This window comes from Acidiphilium sp. C61 (genome assembly GCF_905116885.1).
Taxonomy (GTDB): domain Bacteria; phylum Pseudomonadota; class Alphaproteobacteria; order Acetobacterales; family Acetobacteraceae; genus Acidiphilium.
In genome coordinates this window covers 2,202,260-2,223,286 of sequence record NZ_CAJHNI010000005.1, presented here as the reverse complement: position 1 = coordinate 2,223,286, position 21,027 = coordinate 2,202,260, and the positions used below count along the sequence as shown (strand labels likewise).

The following is a 21,027-nucleotide window of genomic DNA, read 5'->3' as shown; positions in this document are numbered from 1 at the left end:
CCGGCCCGGCGAGGTTTGCTCCATTTCCTCGCCGGGCCACCCCGTCGCGTCGAAAGGAACTGACCGATGCTGAAAAGTTACAAAATCGGGATCGAGATAGCCGCGATCAATTCGGTCGGCCCGGTGCTCAAGCTGATCTCGAAGGACATGATCGGCCTCGGCAAGCAGGCAAAGTATGTCAGCAGCCAGATCAAGGGCGTCCGCATGGCCGCCATCGGCGCGGCGGCGGCGCTGGGCGGCATGGCGATCCTCAAGGCGTCGTCTGACCTCGCCACCTACGGCAACCGGCTGGCGAACGTCCAGAGCCGGCTGCAGCAGATGGGCGTCTCGGCCCGCAATGTCGGCGACCTGACCAATGCCGCGTTCACGCAATCCATGCGGACGCCGAACGTGGACTGGTCCGACGCGCTGGCCGCACTCACCAAGGGCCGCACGGTGCTGGGATCGAGCGCCGAGGCCGTGCGCGCTGCGCCGCTGATCGTCCGCGCCGAAGGCGTCCTGTCGAACTGGGGCATGGGTGGTCCGACCGCGCTGGGCGAACTCCTGAAGGCCATCGAACTGCGCGGCGGCACGTATGGCCCGGACGGCAAGACGTTCTCGGTCGGCGCGCTGGGGCGCAACCTGAATTACGCGCTCGAGGCGCAGAACATCGCCGGCAAGCTGCTGACGCCGAACCAGATCATGCGGGCCACGAAACTCGCCGGCGCGGCGTCGCAAATGATGAGCGGCTTCGCTTGGTGGTCCAGCATGGCGGAAGCCGTGCAGCAGATGGGACCGACCGGCGGTCGCGGTTTCGGCATGGTCATGAAGGCGCTTTCCGGCGGTCCGATCAGCCGGATGTATGCCTACAACATGAAGCGTTACGGCCTCGTCGCGCCCGGCGGTTTCATCCATATCCCGCACACCTTCCAGACCGCCATCAAGCCCGGCGCGCTCAAAGGATCCAAGATCCTTTACAGCCAAGGCTTGTTCGCCTGGACGCAGAAGGTGCTGGTGCCGACGCTGGAAGCGCACGGCGTTCACGGCAAGAAGAACCTGCTCGCCGCGGTCTATCAGACGATCAGCAGCCAGACCGGCTCGCGTCTCGTCGCGAACATGATCACGAACGCGCTATCCTACATCCGCACGCAGAAGCAGATGCGGCAGGCCGGGCGCGTGTCGGTCTACGGCGTCCAGATGGCGACCTCCATGACCGGGCCGCTGCACGCCTTCGAGGGGGCATGGACAAGCCTGCTGGAAGCCCTCGGCACGCCGTTGGTCAAGCCGGCGATCGCCATCCTCAACGCCATGACCAGCGCCGTAACCGGCGTGACGAAATGGTCGAAGGTGCATCCGGCGATGGTCCGCGACATTGTGGGCGGCATAGCCGGTCTGGGCGTGGCACTGGTGGGCCTCGGGACGGGCGCCGTGCTGGTCGGCCTCGCAACCGCCGGCGCCATCCCGGCGACGATAGCGGGCGCGGTGGCGGCAATTGCTACCGGAACCGGCGCGATCATCGCCAACTTCAACGGGATCAAGACCGTCTTCCACGACCTCGGCAACGACTTCAGGCAGTTCAATCACTGGCTGCTCGGGCTCGAGCGGACGATCAACGGCTTTCTCGAACATCCGATCCGAAGTATCGGCAGCGGCCTCGCATCCGCTGGTCACGCGCTGGCAACCGACATTGCCAACCATCCACACGGCATGCTGCCGGCGTGGGATACGGCAGGCAGGCAGCCTGCGGTGCCGTATGGGTCGGGTGTGGGTGCGCTGGTGCACGGCGTCCACATCACCAACCCGCACGATATCGCCAAGGCGGTCAAAAGCGGCCTCGGCGCGTCCCTGAACCGCAACCAGAGCGGCACCACGGGCTTTAACGGGCGCGTCTCGCCCGCTGGCTCGCCTGCCTACGCGGACGGCCTATAAGCAAGCACCGCACCCCCAGCCGAAAGAGCATCCGCGCCTGGCGCCGGTTTCTTGCCGGGGCCAAGGCCGGGCGAATCCGCACGCCGAGGCGGAAAAAGAGCCGATGACCGCAATCGACGACGCCGCCATTGTGCTGCTGCTGGCCCGCGCCTTGGCCGCTGCATCCGGCGAGGGGCGGGTGGCGACACCTGCCCTTCACGCCGCTTGCCGGGCCGCGTTCCCGTCTTGGCACGTCACGCCCGCCGAGATCGGCGCGATCCTGTCCGCCGCCGGCTGGAAGCATAAGCAATGGCGCGAAAGGCGCGGAAATCCTGACAATCGGATGCGCGGATACATGCCGCCAATGCCGGAGGGGCAACGATGAGTGCCGAACCGCTTAACCGGTGCGCGCGCGTCTATATAGACGAAGGCGTGACGCGGCACCGCAGACCGGAGACCTGCAGATGACTGAAACATTGCGCGCCAAAATGGCCGCCAAGGCCGGCGGCGACGTTGTCCGCACCGCCTGCAGGAATGACCTGATCGCCGCCCGCCGCAAGCTCTATGCCGGCGCCAAGGCGGTTGACGCCGCGTTGAAGCTGGGCACGGATGAGATGATCGACGCCGCGCGCCCGCTGGTGGCCGCTGCACGGCTGCTGCCCGATGCCTGACGCCATGACCGAGGATCAGATCGAGATGGTCGCCCTGGTGGCCGTGGCAGCCGCCGCCGCTCTGGGAGACAACAAGATCAGCACCGCCCGCCTCGTTGCCGCGTGCCGCACGGTGCCGCAACTTTCCACTGTCACACGATTCGGAGTTGGCCGCGCCATGAAGGGCGCCGGCTTTCAACGGGCGCAATGGCGTGAGTTCGGTGCAAAGTGCTCATTCTGCTCGGATCGAGTGCGAGGATACCGCATTGAGCGTAGCCGCAAGGCGCAACAGTGTGACGAAAACGCAACAAAGGGATACAACCATACGCGCACGGGAGAGGTCCATGACTGACGCCGAGATTGCCGAACTGCGCCGCGTAGCCGAAAACCCGCTTGTGCGACCATCGGAGCGGGTGGACGCCCGGCGCAAGCTGGTGGAGATGGGCGAGGTGCGGCAGCGCCGGATCAGCGGCAAGGACAAGTCATATGCCCTGATCGAAGCACGGCAGATGCTCCGCGAAATGGGTTTCGAGTAGAGGCTGGGGGTAGTTTTCCGCATCCCTAAAGGAAACGAGAGGAAAAGTCCCCGCCGAACTGACGCCGCTTGAGCGCAGCGAGCACATCGCGGAATGGGTCAGGCTGACAGGTGAGAAGGTGGAAGGCGCAACTTGCGCCGGCCATCTTGATGCATCTGGTCGCCGTCGTTCGCCTCAACAAATGCCATCCGGCATCAATGCCGCCACCCGCGAACTCGGCATCGACCGCACCGAGGTGCAGCGCCGCAAGGAGGCTTACGAGGCGCTGCATCCCGAGACGAAGCATGGCGCGATTGGGGGCGGCCACGATCAGAGTCGCCAAGTTGGCGACTCTGCCAAAGCCGACCGCTTCACCGCCGACACCGCAGTCCGCACCGGCCAGTCAGAGCGCAGCGTGCAGCCAGCACCCGCCCGGTTATCTCGCACTGCGTGGCGGGCCGCTCTGCGGCGATACGTGAGCCTGTAGAGGCGTCCCAGCCGGCGGATCGTCAATGCTTCCGTCACCGCCTGGCGACGGGCTGGGCGAGGCCGCAGGCCGGGCGCCGGCTTCCATGCCGACGATGCCCGAAACCGCCCCCAGATCGAGCGCCGGTCAATGCGCCATCGCCCTGCATCCTGCCGCCGGTCGGGTGCCGGTCATGGGGCGGTCGCCGCGCGCCGGATTGCACGCCAGTTATCGACCCAATAGGGGAGACATAGATAGCGGATGAGGCATAGATAACCGGCATATAAAGGCTATTGCATTGCCATAGGGCATGAATTGACCGCGCATCACCCGAAAAACCGCAGAAAACCGCAAGGAACCGCAAGTGGGTTGCGGTTTTTCGAGGCCACCAACTCGACTAAATACCTGCATTTTTTCCAAGCATAGCCTCAAAACCGCAGGAACCGCAGGAACCGCAAGGGGTGCCAATCGCCCGAAACCGCGCAAACCGCCTCTCTAGGCTAAACACAAATTAAAATAGGACAGTATTACTGTCATATTATATATCTTATAGATATATTCTGCGGTTTTTAGAACGCCTTTCGATACATCCGCTCTATGCCTTGGGAGTTTCAAACGCGCTATCGCGATTGGTGCGCGACGTCCATAGACGTCCTAGGAAATGCGCGCCTCGAATGTATCCTGATGGGTGTATCCAATATACATAGTCATTTTTGAATGTTGCTTATTGCGCCTGCATTTTTCTCGAAATACTGGCGGATGGGGTGGGATTCGAACCCACGATACGCTTTCACGTATGGCGGTTTTCAAGACCGCTGCCTTAAACCACTCGGCCACCCATCCTGGCAGCGCCCGTTTAGCCGCCCAGGCCGCCGAGCGCCAGATACTTGATCTCGAGATAATCCTCGATCCCGTATTTCGATCCCTCGCGGCCGAGGCCCGAGGATTTGACGCCGCCGAAGGGGGCGACCTCGGTCGAGATCAGGCCCTCGTTGATGCCGACAATGCCGTATTCCAGCGCCTCGGCAACGCGGAAGATGCGCCCCACGTCACGGGCATAGAAATAGCTGGCGAGGCCGAACTCGGTGTCGTTCGCCATCGCGATCGCCTCCGCCTCGGTGCTGAAGCGGAACAGCGGGGCCACCGGGCCGAAGGTTTCCTCGCGGAAGATCAGCGCGTCGCCCTTCACATCGGCGATCACGGTCGGGGTGAAGAAATTCCCGCCCAGTTCATGGCGCCTGCCACCGGTGACGATCCGCGCGCCGCCCGCGACCGCATCGGCGATATGCGTCTCCACCTTCTCGACCGCCTCGCGGTTGATCAGCGGCCCCTGCGTCACGCCCGCCTCCATGCCGTTGCCGACCTTCAGCGCCTCGACCGCGACCTTCAGCTTCTCGGCAAACGCCTCGAACACGCCGTCCTGCACCAGGATGCGGTTGGCGCACACACAGGTCTGCCCGGCATTGCGGAATTTCGAATCGATAGCGCCCTTCACCGCGGCGTCGAGATCGGCGTCGTCGAACACGATGAAGGGCGCGTTGCCGCCCAGTTCCATCGATGTCTTCTTGATCGTCGGCGCGCACTGGGCGAGCAGCTTCGCGCCGACCTCGGTGCTGCCGGTGAAGGAGAATTTCCGCACGATCGGGTTGGCGGTGAGTTCGGCGCCCATCGGCCCGGACGGCCCGGTGATGATGTTGCACACGCCGGCCGGCATGCCGGCGCGCTCGGCGAGGGCGGCAAGGGCGAGGGCGGAGAACGGGGTCTGGCTCGCCGGGCGGATCACCCCGGTGCAGCCAGCGGCCCAGCCCGGCCCGGCCTTGCGGGTGATCATCGCCGAGGGGAAGTTCCACGGCGTCACCGCGGCAAACACGCCGATCGGCTGCTTCTGCACGATGATCCGCCGGCCCGGAGCGTTCTGCGGGATCGTGTCGCCGTAAATCCGCTTCCCCTCCTCGGCGAACCACTCGATGAAGCCGGCGGCATAGGCGATCTCGCCCTTCGCCTCGGCCAGCGGCTTGCCCTGCTCGGCCGTCATGATCGCGCCGAGATCGTCCTGGTTGGCCATCATCAGCTCGTAGAGGCGGCGCAGGATCGCGGCACGCTCCTTCGCGAGCATCGCCCGCCAGCCGGCCAGAGCCCGGCCAGCCGCCTCGATCGCGCGGCGGGTCTCCGCCTCGCCCATCGCCGGCACGCGGCCGACCAGTTCGCCCGTCGCGGGGTTGAGGACATCGAGCGTGCGGCCGCTCTCCGCCTGAACCCACGCTCCATCGATATAATTGGCTTCCCGCAGCAGCGTCGGGTCGTTCAGCCTCAAGGTCGCGGTCGTGTTCAGCATCCAGCCCTCCTCGTCGTGATGGTCAGCGTCATGGCCTCAGGTACGCCGGCCGCGACAGGGTCAACCCGGGGTGAGCGACACCATCGTGGTCTGCGGCGGCATGCCGGGCTGCACCGTCGGCCAGCGCGTCGCCGGATCGGCGAAATCGGCCTGGCGCGTGGCGCCGGGATGCCGCGCGACGGTGAACAGCGTCTTCCCCTGCGGATCGGCAGCAGCACCGCCCACAGCCCCCCCAACCGGCGCGCTGTAGAGCAGATGGAGCCCGCCCTGCGAGTGCATCGCGAACAGCCCGTCCGCAGTGTCGGTCACATCGCCGCGCTGGTCGGTGCCGATCAGCAGCCGGCCGCGCCCGTCGAAAGCGAGGGTCGAGGGGGCGCGCAGCCAGGCGGTCGAACCCGGCGCGTAGCGCGCGGAGGAATCATGCGCCGGATTGCCGCCCAGCAGCACGACGCGCCCGGCAAACCGCTTGGCCCCGGGATCGCCGCCCTCGGGCGCAAAGGCGAGCAGATGGCCTGTGCCATTGCCGGCGCGCGGGTTGAGCGGGTTGATCTGGCTGATCCCTCGTCCCGGATTGCCGCGGCAGGCCAAATAGAGCGTGCCATCCGAACCGATCGCCATGCCGGCCGGCGCATCGAACCCGGACTCGCGATGCCCGGCCGAAGCCGTCGCGGTCAGCGTCGGCAGGCCCGCGGGCAGGTCGTGCCAGACGATATGCGATCCATCGATCACCGCAACGGCGAGCGTCCCGGCATCCAGCGCGCCCTCTCCGGTGCCAGAAGGGGCGGCGCCCTTGAAGCGGAACAGCCGCCCCATCGGTCCGTCCTCGCTCATGAAGACGACGGCGCTGCCATCGGCGGCGAGGCCGCAGGCAACGCCCGCGCGGGGCAGCCGGCCGAGCGCGGTGCGCTTGACCGGGAAGGACATCGGATTGGCCGCATCGAGCTCGACCACCCAGCCGAAGCCGGCGCCCACGCCCGGGCTGTCGAAGCCCGGCGCATGGCCGGCGAGCCGCTTGATCCAGCCCGCGGCGCGGCCTTCGGGCAGCAATACCGTGTTCCAGGGCGTCACACTGCCGATGGACGGCGCCAGCACACCCTGCACCGTTTGCCCGATCGAGGCAGCGGCCGGCCCGGAGATGCGGCACAGCGTCCCGTCGGTGATGCGGCGGGACTGGTAGCCGCCGGCCACCACCACCCAGCGCCCGTTCTGCACCGCGAGGTTGAGGACCGACGCCCCCTGCATCTTGCCGGCGACGATGGCCGGCCCGCTGCCGCCGGGAAACGCCATGCGCATCTGCACGTCGGGATGGGTGAGAACCATCAGCAGCCGGCGCACGCCATCGTCGGCGGGCGGCATCTTCACCAGCCCGGCGATGATCGCATCCCAGCCGAATTGCCGGCTGGCGGCCGAAAGCGTGACATTGCCCGGGCGAAACGGCGGCGCACCGGGCAGCACGGGATCGCCCCAGCGGATCAGCACGTCCCGCTGCAATCCCGGTGCCACCACGTCGTTCAGCTGTGGCGCCTCCGATCCGGGCGGCAGACGGGTGACGGGCCCCGCCATGCCGAGAACCGAGGTCGAGGCGCGGGCGGTGCCGGCCATCGCCAGCGCCGCCACGGTTCCGGTTCCGGCCAGAATGCCGCGCCGCCCGATCATGCGATCAGAATCCGCTCGCTCCGCCGAGGCCGCCGGACTGTCCGGCGCCCAGGCCAGGATTATAGTGCCCGACACCGCCGACAAGCTGTTGCAGGAAACCTGCATGGCCGCCCGGCGCGTGCGTTCTGCCACCCGCCATCGCGACGTGCAGCGCCTGCTTCTTGTCGACCCGGCGGATCGATTTCAGCACCCCGCCGCCGAAATCCAGCACGACGACCTGCTGCTTCTCGACGCCCAGGGTCTGGCCGATGCGCGGCTTCGTCACCTGGCTCACGTAAAGCCAGTCATGATCGTTGAATGATTCCCGCAGCGTCGGCGAGCCGAGCAGCGCGGTGGCGTCCGCCTCGGTGGAAACGCCGGGGGTGAGCTGCTTGAGCTGCGCCTCGGTCACCGCGGTGCCGCGATAGCGCGGTTGCGCCGAAAACACGGCGCAGCCGGCAAGTGCCGGCAGCATCAGCAAGGGGAGAAATGGGCGGAGCTTGATCGCCAATCTGCGCACGCGGCTCGATCCTTGGGTTGCGGCTGGTTCAGGCTCTATGAGCGAGCTTCCCTCGCCGTGCAAGATGCGGCACTGTTTTAACATGACTGAAGCAGCCCCCGCCCCCCTCACCCGGCGCCTCGACCTCGCCCGCCTCGGCGACGATCCCGAAACGGTGACGATCGAGACCAGCGCCGCAGAACGCGCCGCCATCGCCGCCGCCTTCGGTATCCCCGCGATCGCCGCGCTGTCGGGCAGCTTCCACCTGCGCCGCGCCGGCGGACCGCGGATCGAGGCGCGGCTGGAGCTTGCCGCCGAGGTCACGCAATCCTGCATCGTGTCGCTCGAACCGGTCGACCAGTCGATCGCCGAAACCGCCGCGCTGCTGCTCGTCACCAACGGCGCGCCGGTGGAGGATGACGACATGCTGGACCCCGACGCGCCGGACCAGGTCGCGCTGGAGGGAACGGTGGCCGATCTCGGCGCCCTGCTCGTCGAGCAGCTCGCCCTGGCGCTCGATCCCTATCCCCGCCGGCCCGGCGCGGAGCCGCCCGCAGCACCCGATGCCGGCGCCGCACCGCAGGCGCACCCGTTCGCCGCCCTCGCGAAACTCCGCCGGCCGGAGTGACCCCGGCCGGACTGATCCCGGCCGGACTGCTACCGGCCGGATTTATCCCGGCCGCACCGCCCCGCCACCTTCAATCTTGCCCTCCGCCCCTCTCTCTGCTAGACGCCCGCTTTCCGATCCCCCCCGGTCCACGGGGCGTCACCTGCTGGCGCGCCGAGACCTTTCGCGACGAAACGCACAGAACCGAGAGCGACCCATGGCCGTACCCAAGCGCAAGACCTCCCCCTCCCGCCAAGGCATGCGCCGCAGCCACCACGCCGTGGGCCAGCAGGCTCATGCCGAGTGCAGCAATTGCGGCGAGCTGAAGCGTCCGCACCATGTCTGCGGCCATTGCGGCCATTATGACGGGCGTGAAGTCGTCGCCGCCGGCAAGGATCTCAAGGGCACGGTCCGGATCTGATCCGGCCGTGACCTTGTCGCCACCGTCCGTGCCTTCGCACAGCCGATGACGACCGGATCCCCCTCCGACTCCGCCTCCTCCATGCCGCATCCGCCGCAAGGACCCGACCGCGCGCCCGCCGCCGGAGCGCCGATCCTCGCGGTCGACGCGATGGGCGGCGACCATGCGCCGGACGTGGTCATCGCCGGGCTCGACATCGCTGCCGAGCGCCATCCGAATGCCCGGTTCGAGGTCTTTGGCGACGCGCCGCGGCTAGATGAGCTGGTCCGGCTGAGCAAGCGCCTGCGCAACCGGGTCACCATCCGCCCGACCACGGAAGTCATCCCCAACGAGCTGAAACCCACCGCCGCCCTGCGGCTGCGGGACGCCTCGCTGCGCCGGGCGATCGATGCCGTGGCCAATGGCGAGGCCGCGGGCGTCATCTCGGCCGGCAATACCGGCGCGATGCTCGCCCTCGCCAAGATCGTCCTCAAGACGATGAGCGGGATCGACCGCCCCGCCATGGCCGCGATCGGCCCCTCGGCGCGCGGCGACGTGGTGATGCTCGATCTCGGCGCCAATGTCGTCTGCGACGCCCGCAACCTCGTCGAATTCGCCATCATGGGCGAGTTGTTCGCGCGCACCGTGCTCGGCCTGCCGCACCCGACGATCGGGCTGCTCAATGTCGGCTCCGAGGAAATGAAGGGCGATGAAACCCTGCGCCGCGCCGCCGAGGCGCTGCGCGAAAGCCCGATCGGCGCGCAGTTCCACGGCTTCATCGAGGGCCACGACATCGCCGGCGGCACCGTGGACGTCGTCGTGACCGACGGCTTCACCGGCAATGTCGCGCTCAAGACCGGCGAGGGCGCGCTGCGCCTGGTCGGCGACCTGCTGCGGCGGATCTTCTCGGCCAACATCGCCGCCCGCATCGCCTATCTCCTCGCCCGCCCCGGCCTGTCGCGGCTGCGCGAATGGCTCGACCCGCGGCGCTACAACGGCGCCGTCCTGCTCGGGCTGAACGGCGTCGTGGTCAAATCCCACGGCGGCGCCGATGCCGAGGGCTTCGCCCATGCCGTCGACGTCGCGATGGACATGATCGTCAACCGCTTCAACGACCGTATCCGCGACGACCTGACCCACCACGTCGATCGCGAGCGCCTCGCCAGCGATGCCATCCGCACCCCCTCCTCCACACCCGTGACATCCGGCTGACCGACATGAAACGCACCGTTTTCGAAGGGGTCGGCAGCTACCTGCCGGAACGCATCGTCACCAACGACGAACTGGCCAAACGGGTCGACACCTCCGATTCCTGGATCCGCGAACGCACCGGCATCGGCCAGCGGCACCTCGCCGCCCCGCATGAAACCGCGACCTTCATGGGCGCCGAGGCCGCGCGCCGGGCGCTGGCCTATGCCGGCGCCGCCCCCGAGACGGTCGATGCCATCATCGTCGCGACCTCGACGCCGGATCAGGGCTTTCCCGCCACCGCAGTGAGCATCCAGGCGGCACTCGGCATCACCGGCGGCTTCGCGTTCGACCTCTCGGCCGCCTGCTCCGGCTTCGTCTACGCCGTCTCGGTGGCCGATGCCTTCATCCGCTCCGGCCAATGCGCCAGCGTGCTGGTGATCGGCACCGAGGTCTATTCCCGCATCCTCAACTGGGAAGACCGCGGCACCTGCGTCCTGTTCGGCGACGGCGCCGGCGCGGTGCTGCTGCGCGCGGCACAGGACGACGCCGATCGCGGGCTGATCTCCACCCATATCCATTCGGATGGCCGCTACGGCGACATCCTCTATATCGACGGCGCAACCGGCCAGGCCGACCGGCCCCAGCACCTGGTGATGAAGGGCTCGGAAGTCTTCCGCCACGCGGTCAGCAAGCTCGCCGGCGCGGTGGACGAGGCGCTCGCCGCCAACGGCCTCGCGCAATCGGACATCGACTGGCTGGTTCCCCACCAGGCCAATCGCCGCATCATCGATGCGATGGGAAAGCGGCTCGGCCTCGCGCCCGAACAGGTCGTCGTCACGGTCGACCGCCACGCCAACACCTCCGCCGCCTCCATCCCGCTGGCGCTCGACGAGGCGGTGCGCGACGGACGAATCAAGCCCGGCCATCTCGTGCTGATCGAGGCGCTCGGCGGCGGACTGACCTGGGGATCGGCGCTGTTCCGCTTCTGAACCGCCCCGCCTTGCCGCCCGAGACCGCGACGATTGCGGTTCCGTGTTGACCCGGCTGCCTTTCTTGCTAATCTTGAAAAATGAGCACGTTGACACGCGCCGGACTGGCTGAGTCGATCTATGCGGCAGTGGGACTGTCGCGCAACGAATCCGCAGAGCTGCTCGAAGCAGTGCTGGACCGCATGAAGCGCGCCCTTGCCGAGGGCGAGTCGATCAAGATCAGCGGTTTCGGCACCTTCTCCGTGCGCCAGAAAGGGCGGCGCATCGGCCGCAACCCGAAAACCGGCCGCGAAGTGCCGATCCTGCCGCGCCGCGTGCTGGTTTTCCGCCCCAGCCAGATCCTGCGCGAGGCCGTTGACACCGGCAAATCCCCCGCCTCCGCAGGCCAGTTTTGACCGACGAGACGCCGCCCGACGATACCAGGCAGGACGACCAGGGCCGCGCCCGGGTCCGCAAGTCGGCCGAGGCGTTCCGCACCATCAGCGAGGTGGCGGACGAGCTTCATGTGCCCCAGCACGTGCTGCGCTTCTGGGAAACCAAGTTTCCCCGCATCAAGCCCCTCAAGCGCGGCGGCGGCCGGCGTTATTACCGTCCGGATGATGTCGTGCTGCTGCAACGCATCGCCGACCTGCTCTACACCCAGGGCTATACGATCAAGGGGGTCCAGCGCCTGCTCCGCGAGAGCGGTGGGCTGCTGCACGCCGAAATCCCGCCCGCCTCGGACGAGGAACGCGCAGCCTCCGCCGCCGAGCGCGGCCGCACCACTGCCGAGCCCGGCATGGCGGACGATGCCGGCGAGGAGTCGCCGGAACTGCCGATCCTCGCCACCGCCGCATCCCGCCCGCAACCCGGCCCCCCGCCCGACGCCGCGCCGGACCGCCAGCTCGAACGCGCCCGGGCCGCCGGCACGGTGCTGCGCGCCGCCATCCACGCAGTGCTCGACGAGCTGGAAACCCTGCGCGCCAGCCTTTAGAGCACGTACCGATCCATCCGGATCGGATGTCGTGCTCTATCTTGTTGATAATTAGAACATCTTTATCCGATCAGATGATTCCATCTGATCGGATGATGCTCTAGGCTCTGGACTCAACTGATCCATGATGTGACGGCGAGGACGAGGCAAATACCAGCGAGGAAATTTCGTGCGGTTTTGTCATATCGTGTGGCGATGGCGCGCCAGTCCTTGAGCCTGCAGAAGGCGCGTTCGATGAGATTGCGCTTTCTGTAGGCGACGGGGTCGAAGGGCGGAATGGCGCGGCGGTTGGGCATGGGCGAGATCACCGGCCTGGTGCCTTGGCGGGTGAGGAAGGTGCTAAGATCATCAGCGTCGTAGGCTTTGTCGGCGATCAGCTCTTCTGGTGGCGGTATTGTGGGCAGAAGCGCCCTCGCGCCGCTGATGTCGGAGGCCTGTCCTGGCGTCAGGAGGAGTGCGGCGATGCGTCCCTGCTCATCTGCGACGGCGTGGATCTTGGTCGTCCGTCCACCCCTCGACCGGCCGATGGCCTGGCTTTGCGCCCCCCTTTACCGCCCGCGGCCGCGCGATGTGCCCGAACCGAGGTGCTGTCCACCATGGCGATGCGCGGCGGATCCGCGCAGGCGACAAGCGCCGCGAATATCTCCTGCCAGAGGCCACGCTGGCTCCAGCGGTTGAACCGGTTGAACACAGTGGTTCGTGGCCCATAGGCCTCAGGAAGCGCTCGCCATCGCAAGCCCTCGCGAAAGCGATGCAGGATGCCGCTCAGCACCCGGCGGTCATCAACCCGAGGCTTGCCGCCAAGCTTCGGCAGCAATGGTTCGATCGCAGCCCATTGCGTGTTGTTCAGCCAGAAAAGTTCCGCCATGTTCCAAGTCCTCCGAACAGACTTGAATCAGACGCCCCGTAGTCATGGCAATAGGTACAGAACCTAGAGCACTTTCCGATCCTTTTGGATCGGATGTAGTGCTCTATCATACTGACAAACCGAGCATCTTTATCCGATCAGATGATTCCATCTGATCGGATGATGCTCGAGGCGAGATAAGCGTCCCGGGTCGATTGCCTCACCCTGAATCAGTTGCTAAGACGCCCCTGTCGGAGCGTAGCGCAGCCTGGTAGCGCATCAGTCTGGGGGACTGGGGGTCGTGGGTTCGAATCCCGCCGCTCCGACCACTCATTTCAGAAAATGCCTCCCCCCTCCCAATCTCGATTTTAGGGCGGCGACCAGCCCGTTGCCAGCGCTGACGTCGCATGCGCTGGAGCGCGGTCCGATCCATCCGGATCGGATGACGCTCTGTCACCGCACGGTCGTCGCCATGACGTTCCGATGAAATCCCGCCGACACGGCTTGCCCGCGCGCGGCCGATCGGGGAAGCCGACGCTCCACCACACTGGAACGGACCTTCCATGATCAAGCCGCGCCTCCTCGCCCTCGCCCTGCTGCCCGGCCTGTGCGCCGCCCCCTTCGCACGCGCCGCAACACCCCGCTTTCATGTTGCCGGCCAGATCGCCCTGCCCGGCCCGGTGAAATGGGACTACCTCGCAACCGATCCCGCGGCGCATCGGATCTTCGCCGCCCAGGGCGACCGGGTCGACGTCATCGACACCCGCACCCAACGTCGCATCGGCACGATCGGCAATGTCCGGGGGACGCATGGCATCGCGCTGGCGCCGCGGTTCGGCCACGGCTTCGCCACCGCCGGCATTGCCGGCACGGTGACCATGTTCGACCTGAAGACGTTGCGCACGATCCGCACCATCGATGTCGGCAGAGGGCCGGATGGCATTGCCTATGATCCCTCGTCGCGGCTTGTGCTCGTGCCCAACGAAGTCAGCCAGACGCTGTTCGCGATCGACCCGGCAAACGGCCGGATCGTCGGCTCCCTGCCCTTCCATGCCGATCCCGAATTCATCGTCGCCGACGGGCGCGGGCGCGTGTATCTCAACCTCAAATCGGCCAACCGGATCGCGGTGATCGATCCGCGGGCGATGACCATCCTGCGCGAGATCGACGTCGCCCCCGCCTGCACCGGGCCGACCGGCCTTGCGATCGACCGGGCGGACATGCGCCTGTTCGTGTCCTGCCGCAACGATGTGCTGGCAGTGGTCGATGCGCGTGGCGGGAAGGTGGTCGCCTCGCTGCCCCTGCCGGGGTTCGCCGACGCCGTGCGCTACGATGCGCGGGATGCGCTGGTGCTGGCGCCGAGCATCGACGGCACGCTGAGCATCGTGCGCGCATCGCCCAAGGATGGATCCGGGGACGAATACCGCGTCATCCAGCGCCTCGGCACCGCGCCGGGCGCCCGGACCCTGACCTTCGACGCCACAACAAGGACGGCCTACCTCTCGACAGCGAAGCAAGTCGGGATGCTGCCGCCGGCGCCGGGAAAAACCTATCCAAGGCGGGCGTTCAAGCCGGGCAGCTTCCACGTTCTGGTGGTCCGCGCCAGCGCGCCCTGACAACGCTCCGCAACGCAAAACGCCTGAAACCCAGCGGATTTCAGGCGTCTCGCAGACACTGGCACTGCCAGCATCGCTTCGTTGTCATGCCCCCGAAACCCGTCAGGGCGTCCAGGGGCATGTCATCTGGATCAGATGGACGCGCCGAACTTCTCGACGGCGAGCGTCACGCGCGCGGTCAGCGGCGCGATGGTCTGCTCGGTCAGCTTCAGCGAGGCATCGGTGATGCGGCCGGTCTCGGCAACCGCCTTCTCCATCAGCGAACGGGCGAAACCGGTCTGCAGGTCGACCGCTTCCTTGACCGACTTCACGCCGGCAAGCGCCTTCGTCATCGAAACGGTTTCTTCAACCGAGCTCTGGGTGGTGCTGGCGATCTGCTTCGAGATGCCCTGCATGCCCGAGGCGAAAATCTGGCTCGCCTTCACCAGCGCTTCGAAATTGCCCTGGCCGAACGCCATCATCTCCTCGGTGGTCTTCATCGCCTTCACAACCTGCTCCTTCATCTTCGCCTGCTGGGTCTCGAAACCCTTCGCGGCGTTTTCCATGCCTTCCTTGACCGAAGCGAGGGTCTTCTCGAACCCTGCCGCGACCTGGGCCTTCGTCGCCTCGACAGCCGCCTCGGCGGTGTTCTGGACGGTATCGGCAGCCTTTGTCTTTGTTGTCATCGTCATCCACTCCTTGTCAGTCCGTTGCAACGATAGCCGGCGCCTCGCGGCACCCAACCTTGGCTGTCGTCACCTCGTTTCAGGCAGAAACACGACGGCCAGATATCCCGCACGCACATTTATAGTGCAGTGCAACAACACCGATCTAGGCCTTCTCAACGGCAGAGTCAAACATTTTTGTGCATCGCACAATGACCATTCGATGTCGGAACGATCCGGCGCGGCGCGGGCGTCCGCCCCGATCAACGCAAGATTAACCATTAACCCTTTGGCTTTTTTATTAATTTCACTATTTAAACTGGACAGCGAGGCAAAATCATTTTATCCGACGCATGAGGTATCGTTCATGTTTGGGAGTTCGATATGGGTTTTGCCGGGTTGCGCGATCGCGCGGGAATCGTCCTGAAGCGCTGCGCGCGAATGACCATTGGCGGCGCCTGCGCGGCGACGCTGCTGGCCGTACCGGCGGCCATGGCCTACGCGCATCACCACCGTCCCTACCGGCATGTCACCCGGACCGCGGCCGCCATGCCGATCGCGGCCGCCGCCACCGGGTCCGGCCCGGTCGCCCCTGGGATCGACTGGGTAGTGATGGACGCCGCCACCGGCAAGATCATCTCCGAGAACAACGCCTACAACATCCGCTATCCCGCGAGCCTGACCAAGCTCATGACGCTCGACCTCGCCTTCACCGCGCTCAAGGACGGCCGGCTGCACATGAACACGGCGCTGCCGGTCAGCGCCGCGGCGGCCTCGGTCCAGCCGGTGAAGCTCGATCTCGTGGCCGGGCAGACCGTGACCGTTCGGCAGGCCATGCTGGGCATGACCACCCTCTCTGCCAATGACGCGGCAACCGCGCTCGGCCAGTATCTCGGCAATGGCAGCATCCGCCGCGCCGCCGCCGAAATGACGGCCCACGCCCACGCCATCGGCATGCAGCGCAGCGTCTTCCGCAACCCGTCCGGCCTGCCCGATCCGAACCAGGTGACCGACGCCTACGACATGGCGATCCTCGCCCGCCATTTGCTGCTCGACTATCCGCAATACCGCTACCTCTTCTCGGTTCCGAGCTTCCGCTTCGAGGGCCGCATCATCCCCAATATCGATGGCATGCTCAAGCGCTACAACGGCGCGATCGGCATGAAGACCGGCTTCACCAACCTCGCCCGGTTCAACCTCGTCACCGCCGCGGTGCGCAACGGCCACATGCTGATCGGGGTGGAAATGCACGCCCCGTCCTGGATCGTGGCCTATGACAACATGGCCCATCTGCTCGATGCCGGGTTCGCGGCCGAAGGCGGCGCACCGGCGCTGGTGGTGGCCGCCAACACCAGGGCGATGCCGGCTTCCCGGCCGGTCGCCACGCCTCATCCGGCCATCGCCCCGGTCGCAACACCAACTCCGGCCCGGGCCCTGCTCGCCCATCTCGCCCGGCCGGCCACGCATCACCTGCGCCTCGCCGCCGCAACCGCCCACGCAACGCATGGCACACGGGTGACGCGCGACATGATCCCCGGCTGGACCGCGCAGGTCGGCGCGTTCGATAGCTACAGCCTCGCCAAGCGTCAGGCCCTGCGCGTGCGCAGCCAGCATCGCGTCGGCATTGCCCGCGTCGGCAGCACAATCGTCCGCCGCCGCCGCGTCTGGCGCGCCCAGATCGCCGGGCTCGATCAGCGGAGCGCAAAGATGGTCTGCAACGATCTCAAGCGCACCCATCAATCCTGCTTCATCATCCCGCCGGGCAACGAAAGCCTCGCGATGCGATGAGCTTCGGCGCATCGTCCGGCTGGGTGACGCCATCCGGCCGGACGATGCTCCTTTTCACCTGCCCATACGCCAGCCCACACGCCGCAGCGCCAGCAGGCCCGGTGCCGCGACCACCAGCATCAGCGCGTTCCAGAGCATGAACTCCAGGTTCAACACGCCAGAGATGACAGCACTCGCCACCGCGCCGGAGGCGAGCAGCGCGCTCGGCAGCCAGTCCCGCCAGCTCCGCGCGGCCGGAAAATCGCCGCGCGCAAGCCGCCAGGCCGCGATCACGATGAGCACCGCAAAGGCCGGAAACGGCGCATCCCGATAGCGCGGATCGAATACCAGCCCCGCCTGCACGATCGTCACGGCCACCACGAACAGGAACCAGAGGTGGTCGAACAAATGCCTGCCCCAGTCGCCCGGGCCCGCCTTGCCGAACAGGCTCGCGCGCAACAGCAGCACCGTCGCCGCCCCATCAGCCCGCAACTCCACCTTATCATGCCGCGCCCGGCGCAGGGCGGCGAGTGCGAGGGCAAGCTGCGCCGGCAGGTTCACCGCGGCACAGATCAGCAGGGATCCGTCGTACAGCACATGATGGGTGATCGCCCAGGCATAGACCAGCGCATTGCCGAGGCCGAAGGCGAGCGCGAGGCCCGAGGCGCCCGCCACCCCGCCGACCAGCGCAAACACCACCGACAGCGCGATGGCCGCCCCGGCATAAAGCGGCCAGTGCGGTATCTCCACCACCGGCCCGGCGAGCGGGAATTTCGGCGTCCGCCCGGCGGACCATATCCCCCAATTGGCGCCGGCGATCCCCTCGTCGTGGTATTTCCAGTGCTGGTCGAACGCCTCGATCAGGTTGTAATCGACATGCGCGCGATCGGCGAGGCTGACGAAACGGCGCAGGAAGATCGCCTCGTTGACCCGCGACGGCGCCGCATCCGCCCGCCAGCGCCCCCGGCTTGGCCAGCCGGTCTCGCCCACCGAGATCGTCTTGCCCGGAAAGACGCGCTCGGCCTTGCGGATGGTCCGCCCGATCCGCGCGATCGCGGCGTTCACCCCCACCGGATGGTTCTGCCAGTACGGCAGCAGGTGGATCATCACGACATCGACATGCTTCGCCACCTGCGGGAACTCGAACCAGAAGCTGGCGACATCGGCATAGGCAACCGGCTGCTTCACCCGGGCGCGGACATGATCGATGTCGCGGATCAGCTCGCCCACCGACAGGTCGCGCCGGAGCAGCACCTCGTTGCCGACGACCACGCGGGTGATCGTGTGCGGATGCGCGTTCGCCGCGGCAATGCCGGCCGCCATCTCGCGCGCATTGTCCTTCGGGTTCGACCCGAGCCAGATCCCGGCCCAGACCTTCAGCCCCGCCTGTTTCGCCAGCGCGCCGATGTCGAAATCGCCCTCGATCGAGGAATAGGTGCGGATGCCGCTGGCGTGACGCGCGATCAGCCGCAAATCCTGCTCCACCTCGGCGGCCGAGGCGAACGTCTTCGTCAGCGGCGACTGGCCATTGCGGAACGGCGCGTAGGACACCGAGTTGAACCGCGCATCCGGCATGGCGACGCCGCCGGCACGCGGCCGGTTCGGCAGATACCACGCGGCGACGCTCAGCAGGCCGAGCAGAAAGATCAGATAGGGTCTTGCGGTGCGCATGATCCGTGCGCTTACAGGAGGCTCAACCGGCAGACCAGAGGCGACTCATGAGCATCGACGGGCTCGACGATACGACGATCGCGCGCATCCTGACGAACACGCGGCGGATCGCGCTGGTCGGCGCCTCGGCCAACCCGGCCCGCCCCTCGAACGAGGTGCTCGGCGCGCTGCTCCGCCTCGGCTACGACGTCACCCCGGTCAATCCCGGCCTCGCCGGCACCATGCTGCACGGGCGAGAGGTCGCCGCCTCGCTCGACGATGCCGCCCCGCTCGACATGGTCGAGCTGTTCCGCGCCTCCGAACGGGTGCTGCCGGCGGTGCGCGACGCGATCCGCCTTGGCGCGACGACGATCTGGATGCAGCTCGGCGTGGTGAACGAGGATGCCGCCGCCCTCGCCCGCGCGGCCGGGCTCGTCGTGGTGATGAATCGCTGCCCGCTGATCGAGCGCCCGCGGCTCAGCCTCACGCCCTGAACGACGCGGCCGGATAGCCCTGGGCGAAGAGCAGCGCGCGCAGGTCGCCATGCTCGACGCGCACCGCCGCCGCCTCGGCGAGGATCGGCTTGGCGTGATACGCCACCCCCAGCCCGGCATCGGCGATCATCGCGAGATCGTTCGCCCCGTCGCCCACCGCCAGCGTCGCCGACAGCTTCACCCCGCGCGTCGCCGCCAGCTCGTGCAGCGCCGTGCGCTTGGCGTCGCGGTCCAGCACCGGCTCGGCGACGCGGCCGATCAGCCGGGATCCATCATCGAGCAGCTCGTTGGCGCGATGCGTGTCGAACCCGACCTCCGCCGCCACCCGGCTGGTGAACCAGGTGAACCCGCCCGAGACCAGCGCCGTCACCGCGCCATGCGCGCGCATCGTCGCGACCAGCGCGCGCGCGCCCGGCATGATCGCGGTGCGCCGCCAGGTGCGCTCGAGTGCTGCGACATCGAGCCCCTCCAGCAGGGCGACGCGCTCGCGCAGCGCATCGGCGAAATCCAGCTCCCCCGCCATCGAGCGCGCGGTGATCGCGGCGACCCGCTCGCCCACCCCCGCCTCGGCGGCCAGCTCGTCGAGCGTCTCCGAAGTCACGATCGTGCTGTCCATGTCCGCGACCAGCACGGCCTTGCGCCGGCCGCGATCCCGGACGCACATCACATCCACCGGGGCATTGTCGAGCGCCGCGCGCACCAGCGCAAAATCCGGCGGCTCCATGCAGGGAATCTCGGCGGCCTCACCGGGCGAAAGCCACAATGGCTGGCCGCCGGCGGCCAGCCCGCGCACGCGGGCCACCATCGTATCGGTCAACGTCACCTTGTCGCGCGCCGCGACCAGCACCAGAACGAATTTCATGACCCAGTCGCCTAGAGCAAGTTCCGCCCCCCCGGCAAGGCCGCTGCTGATCGCAGCCGGGCCCACCGCCTCCGGCAAGTCGGCCCTCGCCCTCGCCGCAGCACAGCGCTTCGGCGGCACGATCATCAATGCCGACGCGATGCAATGCTACGCCGACTGGCGGATCATCACCGCCCGCCCGAGCGTGGCCGACGAAGCGGCGGCGCCGCACCGGCTCTACGGCGTGCGCCGGCTGGAAGAGGCGGTCGATGCCGCCTGGTGGCGCGGCCGGGCGCTGGCGGAACTCGCAGCCTCCGAACTGCCGATCCTGTGCGGCGGCACCGGCCTCTATCTCTCCTCGCTGGTCAACGGCATCGCCCCGATCCCCGATCCGGGGCCAGACGCGCGGGCGCAAGCGCGGGGGATGCTCGCGGCGGATGGCCCGGCAGCACTCCACGCCTGGCTTGCGGCGCGCGACCCGGCAACGGCATCGAAGCTGCGGCCGAGCGATCCCCAGCGCCTCGCCCGCGCCGCCGAGGTGCTGCTCGGCACCGGGCGCGGCCTCGCCGCCTGGCACGCCGCACCGCGCGAGCGGCTCGCCGGATACCGCGTCATGCTGCTCCTGCTCGACCCGCCGCGCCAGGCGCTGCGCGCGGCGATCGCGGCGCGCTTCGAGGCAATGCTCGCCGCCGGCGCGCTGGCGGAAGTGGCCGCCGTCGCCGCCCGCGCCCCCGATCCCGCGCTGCCCGGCCTGCGCGCCCACGGCGTGCCGGAGTTGCTGGCGCATCTCACAGGCACGATCAGCCTCGACGAGGCGGCGTCCCGCGCCATCGCCGCCACCGCCGCCTACACCAAGCGCCAGGCCACCTGGTTCCGCCATCAGAAACTGGCAGATGAGCGCGATACGCATATGATCAGTTCAAGATTTGTCGATCCAGCGCAATTTTCTGAAAGCATGATCGGCAATATCATTTCATTTATTAATTCACCGGGTTGACGCAGCGCAGCAGACCGGGCTAGG

Annotated in this window: 23 protein-coding genes and 2 tRNA genes; 16 read left to right on the top strand and 9 right to left on the bottom strand. The window is 67.4% G+C overall.

Annotation, left to right across the window (positions count from 1 at the left end; genetic code table 11):
- Positions 1-123: 123 nt before the first annotated feature.
- The 5 genes from HUW10_RS13285 to HUW10_RS13265 all read left to right on the top strand — a co-directional run bounded on the left by HUW10_RS13285 (position 124) and on the right by HUW10_RS13265 (position 3,073).
- The gene (locus HUW10_RS13285; protein ID WP_174503941.1) at positions 124-1,908 is read left to right on the top strand and encodes a hypothetical protein; all 1,785 of its coding nucleotides are present in this window, start codon (positions 124-126) and stop codon (positions 1,906-1,908) included.
- A gap of 103 nt (positions 1,909-2,011) precedes the next feature.
- Positions 2,012-2,272 (top strand): hypothetical protein, encoded by a 261-nt coding sequence (locus tag HUW10_RS13280; RefSeq protein WP_012039945.1) that lies wholly within the window; start codon positions 2,012-2,014, stop codon positions 2,270-2,272.
- Positions 2,273-2,351: 79 nt separating this feature from the next.
- A complete protein-coding gene (locus tag HUW10_RS13275; protein ID WP_155856378.1) occupies positions 2,352-2,558 on the top strand; it encodes a hypothetical protein in 207 nt (68 codons plus the stop codon).
- 4 nt (positions 2,559-2,562) lie between these two features.
- Entirely contained in the window at positions 2,563-2,889 is a 327-nt protein-coding gene (locus HUW10_RS13270) for a hypothetical protein (protein ID WP_155856377.1), read from the top strand.
- Complete coding sequence (locus HUW10_RS13265) at positions 2,882-3,073, top strand: hypothetical protein (protein WP_174503940.1); 192 nt, start codon at positions 2,882-2,884, stop codon at positions 3,071-3,073. The genes HUW10_RS13270 and HUW10_RS13265 overlap by 8 nt, the downstream gene beginning before the upstream one ends.
- A gap of 25 nt (positions 3,074-3,098) precedes the next feature.
- Here HUW10_RS13265 and HUW10_RS13260 read toward each other — a convergent pair whose 3' ends face one another.
- From HUW10_RS13260 to HUW10_RS13240, 5 genes are all read right to left on the bottom strand, one after another.
- Positions 3,099-3,395 (bottom strand): hypothetical protein, encoded by a 297-nt coding sequence (locus HUW10_RS13260; protein WP_174503939.1) that lies wholly within the window; start codon positions 3,393-3,395, stop codon positions 3,099-3,101.
- Positions 3,396-4,271: 876 nt separating this feature from the next.
- Positions 4,272-4,361, bottom strand: a tRNA-Ser gene (locus HUW10_RS13255).
- A 13-nt stretch (positions 4,362-4,374) separates the two neighbouring features.
- Entirely contained in the window at positions 4,375-5,853 is a 1,479-nt protein-coding gene (gene gabD, locus HUW10_RS13250) for an NADP-dependent succinate-semialdehyde dehydrogenase (protein WP_174503938.1), read from the bottom strand.
- Positions 5,854-5,913: 60 nt separating this feature from the next.
- Positions 5,914-7,509, bottom strand: a complete 1,596-nt coding sequence (locus HUW10_RS13245) for a PhoX family phosphatase (RefSeq protein WP_174503937.1) — start codon at positions 7,507-7,509, stop codon at positions 5,914-5,916.
- 4 nt (positions 7,510-7,513) lie between these two features.
- On the bottom strand, positions 7,514-8,008 hold the full coding sequence (locus HUW10_RS13240) for an outer membrane protein assembly factor BamE (protein WP_174503936.1): 495 nt from the start codon (positions 8,006-8,008) through the stop codon (positions 7,514-7,516).
- An 82-nt stretch (positions 8,009-8,090) separates the two neighbouring features.
- Between HUW10_RS13240 and HUW10_RS13235 the strand changes: the two genes are divergently transcribed.
- The 6 genes from HUW10_RS13235 (at position 8,091) to HUW10_RS13210 (ending at position 12,147) form a co-directional block, all read left to right on the top strand.
- Positions 8,091-8,615 carry a DUF177 domain-containing protein gene (locus tag HUW10_RS13235; protein WP_236656385.1) on the top strand — a complete coding sequence of 175 codons (525 nt, stop codon included), beginning with the start codon at positions 8,091-8,093 and terminating at the stop codon, positions 8,613-8,615.
- Between the two features lie 196 nt (positions 8,616-8,811).
- Positions 8,812-9,015, top strand: coding sequence for a 50S ribosomal protein L32 (rpmF, locus tag HUW10_RS13230; protein ID WP_174503934.1), 204 nt, complete (start codon positions 8,812-8,814; stop codon positions 9,013-9,015).
- A gap of 81 nt (positions 9,016-9,096) precedes the next feature.
- Positions 9,097-10,206: a phosphate acyltransferase PlsX gene (gene plsX / locus HUW10_RS13225; RefSeq protein WP_174504879.1), complete on the top strand. Its 1,110-nt coding sequence runs from the start codon at positions 9,097-9,099 to the stop codon at positions 10,204-10,206.
- 5 nt (positions 10,207-10,211) lie between these two features.
- On the top strand, positions 10,212-11,174 hold the full coding sequence (locus HUW10_RS13220) for a beta-ketoacyl-ACP synthase III (RefSeq protein ID WP_174503933.1): 963 nt from the start codon (positions 10,212-10,214) through the stop codon (positions 11,172-11,174).
- An 80-nt stretch (positions 11,175-11,254) separates the two neighbouring features.
- Positions 11,255-11,569 (top strand): integration host factor subunit alpha, encoded by a 315-nt coding sequence (locus tag HUW10_RS13215; RefSeq protein ID WP_174503932.1) that lies wholly within the window; start codon positions 11,255-11,257, stop codon positions 11,567-11,569.
- Positions 11,566-12,147, top strand: a complete 582-nt coding sequence (locus HUW10_RS13210) for a MerR family transcriptional regulator (RefSeq protein WP_174503931.1) — start codon at positions 11,566-11,568, stop codon at positions 12,145-12,147. Before HUW10_RS13215 ends, HUW10_RS13210 begins: the two co-directional genes overlap by 4 nt.
- A 113-nt stretch (positions 12,148-12,260) precedes the next feature.
- Here the strand turns inward: HUW10_RS13210 and HUW10_RS13205 are convergent.
- Positions 12,261-13,015, bottom strand: a protein-coding gene (locus HUW10_RS13205) for an IS5 family transposase (RefSeq protein WP_371808630.1) whose coding sequence is annotated in 2 segments (ribosomal slippage) — positions 12,261-12,692 and positions 12,695-13,015 — 753 coding nt in all. Because the reading frame shifts where the segments join, the coding sequence is not laid out codon by codon here.
- A gap of 231 nt (positions 13,016-13,246) precedes the next feature.
- On the opposite strand from HUW10_RS13205, the gene HUW10_RS13200 reads away from it, so the two are divergent.
- Both HUW10_RS13200 and HUW10_RS13195 read left to right on the top strand, forming a co-directional pair.
- Positions 13,247-13,323, top strand: a tRNA-Pro gene (locus tag HUW10_RS13200).
- Between the two features lie 234 nt (positions 13,324-13,557).
- Complete coding sequence (locus HUW10_RS13195; RefSeq protein ID WP_174503929.1) at positions 13,558-14,610, top strand: YncE family protein; 1,053 nt, start codon at positions 13,558-13,560, stop codon at positions 14,608-14,610.
- A 131-nt stretch (positions 14,611-14,741) separates the two neighbouring features.
- On the opposite strand, the gene HUW10_RS13190 is transcribed toward HUW10_RS13195, so the two are convergent.
- Positions 14,742-15,275 carry a phasin family protein gene (locus HUW10_RS13190; RefSeq protein WP_174503928.1) on the bottom strand — a complete coding sequence of 178 codons (534 nt, stop codon included), beginning with the start codon at positions 15,273-15,275 and terminating at the stop codon, positions 14,742-14,744.
- A 363-nt stretch (positions 15,276-15,638) separates the two neighbouring features.
- On the opposite strand from HUW10_RS13190, the gene HUW10_RS13185 reads away from it, so the two are divergent.
- Positions 15,639-17,042 (top strand): D-alanyl-D-alanine carboxypeptidase, encoded by a 1,404-nt coding sequence (locus tag HUW10_RS13185; RefSeq protein ID WP_236656383.1) that lies wholly within the window; start codon positions 15,639-15,641, stop codon positions 17,040-17,042.
- 54 nt (positions 17,043-17,096) lie between these two features.
- On the opposite strand, the gene HUW10_RS13180 is transcribed toward HUW10_RS13185, so the two are convergent.
- Complete coding sequence (locus HUW10_RS13180; RefSeq protein ID WP_174503927.1) at positions 17,097-18,692, bottom strand: glycoside hydrolase; 1,596 nt, start codon at positions 18,690-18,692, stop codon at positions 17,097-17,099.
- Between the two features lie 47 nt (positions 18,693-18,739).
- Between HUW10_RS13180 and HUW10_RS13175 the strand changes: the two genes are divergently transcribed.
- Positions 18,740-19,165, top strand: coding sequence for a CoA-binding protein (locus HUW10_RS13175; RefSeq protein WP_174503926.1), 426 nt, complete (start codon positions 18,740-18,742; stop codon positions 19,163-19,165).
- On the opposite strand, the gene serB is transcribed toward HUW10_RS13175, so the two are convergent.
- Positions 19,155-20,027: a phosphoserine phosphatase SerB gene (gene serB / locus HUW10_RS13170; protein WP_174503925.1), complete on the bottom strand. Its 873-nt coding sequence runs from the start codon at positions 20,025-20,027 to the stop codon at positions 19,155-19,157. The genes HUW10_RS13175 and serB overlap by 11 nt on opposite strands.
- Between serB and miaA the strand changes: the two genes are divergently transcribed.
- Complete coding sequence (gene miaA, locus HUW10_RS13165) at positions 20,026-21,003, top strand: tRNA (adenosine(37)-N6)-dimethylallyltransferase MiaA (protein WP_174503924.1); 978 nt, start codon at positions 20,026-20,028, stop codon at positions 21,001-21,003. The two genes, serB and miaA, sit on opposite strands and share 2 nt — an antisense overlap.
- Positions 21,004-21,027 lie beyond the last annotated feature (24 nt).